Source organism: Nocardia sp. NPDC058497 (genome assembly GCF_042720195.1).
Taxonomy (GTDB): domain Bacteria; phylum Actinomycetota; class Actinomycetes; order Mycobacteriales; family Mycobacteriaceae; genus Nocardia.
The window spans coordinates 1-7,153 of sequence record NZ_JBHXMY010000304.1 but is presented as its reverse complement, the minus strand read 5'-3'; the positions used below and the strand labels follow the sequence as shown (position 1 = coordinate 7,153).

Sequence of the window (7,153 nt, the reverse complement as noted above, 5' to 3'; positions counted from 1 at the left end):
GTGCGCGAGCATCAGCGGGCTGATCTCGTGCCCGCCTCGGCGCTGCTGGGTCAGTACCGAGGCGAACAGCAGCGAGTAGTCCTCGACGTAGAGCCGTCCCCAATGCCAGCGCTCGATGATCTTCTTCATGTCGCCGACGCCCCAGTTGTGGTCGTGATACCCACGCCCGGTGACCTCGTGCCGCACGCCGTCGAGTTCGATCGCGCCGGTCACCCGTGCCCGCGGGGCGCCGACCATCCAGCCGAAGGAATCCTTGGCGCCGAAGCGGGTTTCGCCCTTGCCCGGCATCCAGCTGGGCACTTCGTTGTGGAACCGCAGGTCGAAGACGATGCCGTCCTCGGCCATGCGCAGGTGGTGGGTCGGGAGCCCGTCGGCCCGGAATTCGGTGCGCGCGGTGTTGTGGCCGACGCGCACGTCGCAGCCATCGGTGGAGAACGAGGTGGCCGAGCGGGGATAACGCTGCGACACCTGACGACGGGTGCCGTCGGGCGCGTAGACCATCATCTCCACCCACGGCCGCGCGAGAGGCAGATCCTCGGGGCGGCGTTTGGTCAGGAAGCCGATCACCACGTGACCGGTGTCGAGGTGCGCGTCGAAATACCAGTGTTCGAAGGCCAGCTTGCTCGGCGACGGATGTAATCCGTTGTGCCGGGGCTGCACCGGTGTCAGCACGCCGTCCTGACGTCCGGGCCCGTTCCATACTTCGACGATGTCTGCGGTAGTCATGGCTGCTTTCGGTGGGTTCATCGGCGCAGCGCGCCGCTGGCGTCGAAGGCCGCTTCGCGACCCTGCATCTGGGCCCGGTACCAGTTCTCGCGATGCGCGAGCATGAGCTTCTCGTGCACGCGTGCGAACGGCGGGCAGACCCGGCGCGCGATCTCCATCGCGGTGATCGCCGGAAAGCGCAGGATCGGAATGAGGATCCACGGAAACGCGGGCGGCATGGTGTAGCGGCGGCGGGTGCCGGGCGCCATGTACATCGCGGAGTACACGGAATTGACCCGGTAGTTGTACATCTCGCGCAACCGGGTCAGGCCACGGTGACCGTCGCGAGGCGCGAACGCCGCCGGATAGGACTCGATCAGTTCCGTCCCGTGCTGTCCGGCGTCGTAGGACCGCGACGCGATCGTCATGGCCAGCACCCGCAGCGCGTCCAGGACGGTCTCCGGATACCAGCGCAACCGCACGCCGAGCAGATGGCCCATGTACTTCTGAAAGTGCAGCAGCGCACGGATTTCCGACGGTGTCGTCTGATAGCCCAGCGCCCACAGGCCGAGGCCGGGTGTCACGCTGCCGCCCAGCAGGGTCAGCATCTGGTAGGTCTGGCTGATCGGCAGACCCCAGCGTTCGATGTCCCACTCGGGATGGTCGGCGACCTTGGCCCGCACCGACACGTGCATGACCCGCACCTTCAGCGCGGTGGCCCGGCCCGCCGAGCCGGGGGTGAGCAGCGCGTCGCGGGCGGAGACGTCCATCCAGAAGCGGGTGGTCTCCAGGAACCGGCGCAGCGCGCTGTCCCCGGCGTACCCGCCCGCCAGCGACAGCGGGGTCGCGACCGCGGCTTCGGTGTACATCTCGAGAGTTTCGGCACCGGCGAAGCTGAACAGCATGGTGCCCCAGCGCCGCCAGATCGCCGCGCCCTGTTCCACCAGTTCGGGCACCACCCAGTCGGGTACCGTCTCGAACTCGGCGAACAGCGCGCGCATGGATTCCGGTGCGTCGGGCACCGCATCGATACCCTCGGCGAGGGCCGTGTCCAGCATCCGGCGACCGGCTTTCGATCCGATCTCGCCGTGTATGACCTCGGCGACGAACCGTTCGGCCACCGGGTCGCCGGTGAACAGGTCCTCGCACAGGGCGGCTGCCTGCTCGTCGCTGGGGAACAGCGGTTGCCTGGTGACGGCCGCGAAGACGCGTTCGATCCGGCGCACGGCCGGCGTAACGCGGGCTTCCCAATAGCGAAAAGCGGTGGGGCACTTCACCGGCGGCTGGACACGATCTTCGACGATATCGGCCACTGTCGGCCTCCTGACGTTCAATTCGCTCAGCGACTGCGATCGGCGTCGCGATGCACCGACCATACTACGAAGCACACATGTCCGTACCTGAAAGTATGGAATGCTGCCGCTCCTACGGCACGATGCGGTATTTCAGCATCATGTCGTGGTCCTCGTGGTCGAGCAGGTGACAGTGCCAGACGTAACCTTGCAGGTCGTCGGGGTGATGACCCGCATGGTCGGTGACGCGGTGCCCGCCATGGCTGTCCGCGCCCGCGAGTTCGGTCGCGGGCCTGCGGGGAAAGGTCGCGTCCGGATCGAAGCCGAGTTCCGCCGCGGTCGGGAACCGGACGATGACGCTGGTGACCGTCCCGCCGTCGACCCGCACGATGTCTTTGCGACCCGCCTCCCATGGCTGCGGCGGCTGCATCGGACCGGCCAGGAAGCCTTGCGGCGACGGGACCCATTTCTGCCCGACCGGCGGCTGCGGATGGGCCAGCTGATAGTCGACCGTCCGCAGTGGTGTCCGGCCGAGAATGCGAAAAGTGACCAGGTGCAGGTGGATCGGGTGCGGGTCGGGTGTGATGTTGACGATGTCCCACTGTTCGACGGTGCCCTGGCGTGGCATTTCGATATCGGGGCTGGCGAAGGTCAGGTTGTTCAGCGACATGATCGCGGGCGGCACCCGCAGCTCGTAGGGCTGGCTCACCGTGACAGTGCGGATCACGGTCGGCGTCTCGATCGGTGGTAGCACCGGCGGCCCGAATGTGCCGCCGCGCAACCGTTCCGGCACACCGCCGGAGAAGCCCGGTCGGTCCTGCACCCGGAACTGGCAGAACATCGGCATCGCGACCTCACCGAGGATCGCGGCCTGGAACACCGGCGCCTCGTCGTTGCGCAGTTCGACCGTCTCGCCAGGGTCCAGTTCGGTGAAATCGACCAGCAGATCGACTCGTTCGCCCGGTGACAACCGCAGCTCGTGCACCGCGACGGGCGCGTCGAGCAGGCCGTGATCGTTGCCGATCACCCAGAACCGCATCCGGTTGCCGAAGAACAGATTCCACACACTGAACGACGCGGCATTGAGCACCCGGAATCGGTAGAGACCGCGCGCGACTGGCAGATACGGCCAGATCTTGCCGTTGACCAGGCCGATGTCCCCGACCGCCCCGCCTTCCCAGCCACCTTCCGGCACCACCGGCGTCGACCGGACCGATTGACGCCCGTCGGCGGTGAACAGTTTCTCCTGCAACACCAAGGGAATCTCGAACTCCCCCGCGGGCAGACCCAGCGGGTTGCCGGGTTCGCCGGTGTCGAATTCGTCGCGGAGCAGCAGCATTCCGGCCAGTCCGGCGTAGACGTTCACCCGCGTGATGCCCATCGCGTGATCGTGGTACCACAGGTGACCGGCGTCCTGGACCAAGGGGAAATCGTGGTCGATGCGGCCACCCGGGTAGACGAGTTGCTCGGGATGGCCGTCGCTGTCCGACGGTGTCACACCACCGTGCAGATGCAGTGAGGACGGCGGCGTGGCGCGGAAACTCTCGGCGACACCGTGCAGGCTGGTGTCCATGTCGGCGGCGAGCGGGTGTGTGGTCATCCGATTCTCGAAGCGCACCCGCAGCCGCGATCCCACCGGATGCTCGATCGTGGGTCCCAGATAGCTCATCCCGTTGTAGCCCAGCGCCGGGGATTCCGGCAGGTCACGGTGGAAGCGGTGAGTCGTGGTCGAGGCGACGAGGTCGAGCCGGTCACCGCGGACCACGGGCAGCCGGGGCATTTCGTCGACGAACGGTTCGACTGCCGGGGAATGGAACAGCAGCGGGCTTCGTACCCCGGGCGGTGCGACGGGAGCCGCCGAGGCCGGCGCCTCGATCAGCACCGCACCGAGCAGACCCGCGCCGGCCACACGCAGAAACCGGCGGCGTTCGATCGGATGTTCCATGGTCGAGCCCTTCCGTGCTGCACCGTTGCCCGCACGATGGGCGACCATACCACCGGGTACAGTGGGCAGTACCCCTTTGGATGTAGCGGTTCCGTGACCAGGTCTTATGGCTACTGTGGAGTCATGGGCATCGACTGTTCCGACATCGTTGCAACCCCCAGGGCCGCGGTCTTCGCCTGGTTTTCTCGTCGCGGCGCGTTCACACGGCTGGCACCACCGTGGCAGCCGGTGACCTTGCTCGCCGAAGCGGATTCGCTGGCCACCGGCCGGGCGGTCCTCGGCTTCCCCGGCGGACTGCGCTGGATCGCCCAGCACGACCCCGGCGAGTACCTACCGCCCGAGCGGTTCGCCGATGCCGTCGCGGCCGAAGGCCCGGCCTCACTCCCCCTCGCCCGACTGCTGCCGTGGCGCCACATCCACGAGTTCGCCGAAGTCGACGACGAGCACACCCGCGTCATCGACCGGGTGCGGACACCCGTTCCCGAATCGGCATTGCGGCCGATCTTCGACTACCGCTACCGCCAGCTGGCGAACGACCTCGCCGCCCACCACCGCGCGAGCGAATCCGGCTACCGGCCGACCACGATCGCGATCACCGGCGCGTCCGGCCTGATCGGCACGGCACTCAGCGCCTTCCTCAGCACCGGGGGTCACCGCGTGGTGCACCTGGTCCGGCATCCCGCACGTCATCCCGACGAACGACGTTGGGACCCTTCCAATCCGGCTGCCGACCTCCTGGACGGCATCGATGCCGTGGTTCATCTGGCGGGCGCCTCGATCGCGGGCCGATTCACCACCGAACACAAGCGTGCGGTGGCCGAGAGCCGCATCGAACCGACCCGGCGACTCGCCGAAGTCGCCGCCGCGTCGGAAGTCGGGACCTTCGTCAGCGCCTCCGCCATCGGCTACTACGGCTACGACCGCGGCGAGGAAGCACTGACCGAACAGTCCGAGCGTGGTGACGGATTCCTGGCCGATGTGGTCGACCAGTGGGAGGCCGCCTGCGCGCCCGCCGCCGGGGCGGGAGTGCGTGCTGTGCAGGTGCGGACCGGCATCGTCCAGTCACCGCGAGGCGGCACCCTGCGCCTGTTGCGGCCGTTGTTCGCCGCCGGACTCGGCGGGCGGATCGGCGACGGCAGACAGTGGATGTCGTGGATCGGCATCGACGATCTCGTCGACGTGTTTCACCGCGCACTCTGGGATACCACCCTCTCTGGCCCGGTCAACGCTGTTGCGCCACAGCCAGTTCGAAACACCGAGTACACCCGCGTGCTGGCGAAGGTGCTGCACCGGCCCGCGTTGCTACCGGTCCCCGGTTTCGGACCGGCACTCCTGCTCGGCAAGCAAGGTGCGCGCGAACTCGCCGAGGCGAATCAGCGGGTGATTCCGTCACGGCTGGCCGACGCCGGGCACACCTTCCGCACAGCGGGACTGGAGGAGACCCTGCGCCATCTCCTCGGCCGGACCACGACATCCACCGGAGCAGGCTGAATCCCACTGACGGACATCCCCCGGCTGCATCGATTACGCATCGTTCACCGACTACATCGCAGCAGCATGCTGCTAGTCCGGGGTCAGCTGAGGGCTTCCACCGCGGCGGCCAGACCACCGATCCGCTCGGCCGCGTCGGGCAGCATCACGACGTCCCAGCCCGGCCCGCCGACGAGCACCCGCGCCCCGGCCGCCGCGCAGGCCAGCACCGCCGAGGTCAGGGCGGTCGATTCGCGCTGGGACCACAGCAGCACCGCGGGCGCGCTCGCGTGCCGGGCCAGCGCGCCGGACAACGCGTCGGTGGGAACGTCGGCGCCCAGCATGCGCGCACCGACCCCGGCCTGCGCCAGCGCGGCACGCACAACATCCAGTGGTAGCGAATGTGTTTCGCCGCTGGTGCACGCCAGCAGCACCGGTGCGCCACCCGGCGCGGGTGTCACTCGCTGCATGACCGCACCGATCGACCACGACAGGAGATGCTCGACATCGATACATGCCTCGCCCGCACCCTGGCGCGCGACGATATCGGCAAAGGCGGGGCGGCACAGCGCTTCCCAGGTCTGCACGACACCGTAGGCCCGCACGTGTGCGTCCACATGAGCGCAGGCGGCGGTGGTGTCCAACGCGAACGCCGCATCGAGCAGGGGCGCACGGTCTCCGAGCACCGGCGCGGGCCCGCGCGCCGCCGCAGCGGCGCCCGCCGGACTCGCGCCGCCGCCGATCAGTTCGAGCATGTGCTCCAGCACGGCGATGTCGGCGTCGGAGTAGAGCCGATGGCGACCCGGACGATCTTGCGCGGGCCCGATCCCGTAGCGGCGGTTCCAGCTGCGGAGGGTGGCGGTCGGGATGCCGAGGCGTTCGGCCACCGCGCGCACCGTGTAACCGGCCACGGCGGTGGCGGGAGCAGAACCGGCGGGCATCGTTTCATTCTGCCCCGAACGCCCCGGCCCGCACGCCACTGCCGGGTCCGCGCGCGTCGGCGCGGCCCCGCCGGTAGGCCGGTCCGACATCGCGGCATCCCGCCGAACCGGCCGATTCATGAATCAATTATGCATCGTTTTCTGATATTCTGGCCACACCATCGATCTCGAGGAGCTTCCCGTGCGCACTCGACATAACCCATGGATCGCTGCCCTGTCACTTGCCGCGACGGCGAGCCTCACCGGGGTGGGCGCCGCGGCAGCGGCACCACCCGCCCCCGTACCGCGGCTCGAGCTGAACCGCTATCTCGGCGAATGGCATCAGCTCGCCGCGATACCGCAGGTCTTCAACCTCAACTGCGCGCGCGACACCACCGCCACCTACACCCTCGATTCCCAGGGCGACATCGGCGTCCACAATCGTTGCCACACCTGGACCGGCGGCGTCGACGAGATCCGCGGCACCGCCACGGTGAACGACCCGGTCACGAACGCCCAACTGCACGTGAGCTTCCCCAGCGTTCCCGGTCAGGACCGGCGCGAGGGTCCAACCAACTACCTCGTGACCGCGCTCGGCGCGAACTACTCGTGGGCATTGGTCACCGCTCCGAGCAGGCTCTCCGGTTTCGTCCTCTCCCGCACCCCGGCGCTGGACAACACCACCTGGCAGCAGGTCGACGATGCGATCCGGGCAGCGGGCCAGGACCCCTGCCTGTATCTCACCTCGCCGACGACCGGCGGACGTGACGACGTACGACCCCTCTGCACGCGATGAGCGTCGCCATCGCACTGTTCACCCG

General features: G+C 68.4%; 6 protein-coding genes. 2 read left to right on the top strand and 4 right to left on the bottom strand.

Translation table 11 applies throughout. The features are described from left to right. The 3 genes from ACFWPJ_RS19965 to ACFWPJ_RS19955 all read right to left on the bottom strand — a co-directional run. A partial coding sequence (locus tag ACFWPJ_RS19965) for a lipocalin-like domain-containing protein (protein WP_378853395.1) occupies positions 1-726 on the bottom strand: 726 nt, incomplete at its 3' end. A gap of 17 nt (positions 727-743) precedes the next feature. After that, complete coding sequence (locus ACFWPJ_RS19960; RefSeq protein WP_378853397.1) at positions 744-1,982, bottom strand: oxygenase MpaB family protein; 1,239 nt, start codon at positions 1,980-1,982, stop codon at positions 744-746. A 148-nt stretch (positions 1,983-2,130) separates the two neighbouring features. Then, positions 2,131-3,942 carry a multicopper oxidase family protein gene (locus ACFWPJ_RS19955; RefSeq protein WP_378853394.1) on the bottom strand — a complete coding sequence of 604 codons (1,812 nt, stop codon included), beginning with the start codon at positions 3,940-3,942 and terminating at the stop codon, positions 2,131-2,133. Positions 3,943-4,065: 123 nt separating this feature from the next. Between ACFWPJ_RS19955 and ACFWPJ_RS19950 the strand changes: the two genes are divergently transcribed. Beyond that, on the top strand, positions 4,066-5,433 hold the full coding sequence (locus ACFWPJ_RS19950; RefSeq protein ID WP_378853393.1) for a TIGR01777 family oxidoreductase: 1,368 nt from the start codon (positions 4,066-4,068) through the stop codon (positions 5,431-5,433). Positions 5,434-5,516: 83 nt separating this feature from the next. Here ACFWPJ_RS19950 and ACFWPJ_RS19945 read toward each other — a convergent pair whose 3' ends face one another. Beyond that, positions 5,517-6,353: a MerR family transcriptional regulator gene (locus ACFWPJ_RS19945; RefSeq protein WP_378853392.1), complete on the bottom strand. Its 837-nt coding sequence runs from the start codon at positions 6,351-6,353 to the stop codon at positions 5,517-5,519. 181 nt (positions 6,354-6,534) lie between these two features. Here ACFWPJ_RS19945 and ACFWPJ_RS19940 point away from each other — a divergent pair, with 181 nt between their 5' ends. Then, positions 6,535-7,128, top strand: a complete 594-nt coding sequence (locus ACFWPJ_RS19940; protein ID WP_378853391.1) for a lipocalin family protein — start codon at positions 6,535-6,537, stop codon at positions 7,126-7,128. The last annotated feature ends 25 nt before the right edge of the window (positions 7,129-7,153 follow it).

Excerpts from the sequence above, each read along its gene's own strand:
- ACFWPJ_RS19950 (WP_378853393.1), top strand. The coding sequence starts at position 4,066 with ATGGGCATCGACTGTTCCGACATCGTTGCAACCCCCAGGGCCGCGGTC.
- ACFWPJ_RS19945 (WP_378853392.1), bottom strand. The coding sequence starts at position 6,353 with ATGCCCGCCGGTTCTGCTCCCGCCACCGCCGTGGCCGGTTACACGGTG.
- ACFWPJ_RS19955 (WP_378853394.1), bottom strand. The coding sequence starts at position 3,942 with ATGGAACATCCGATCGAACGCCGCCGGTTTCTGCGTGTGGCCGGCGCG.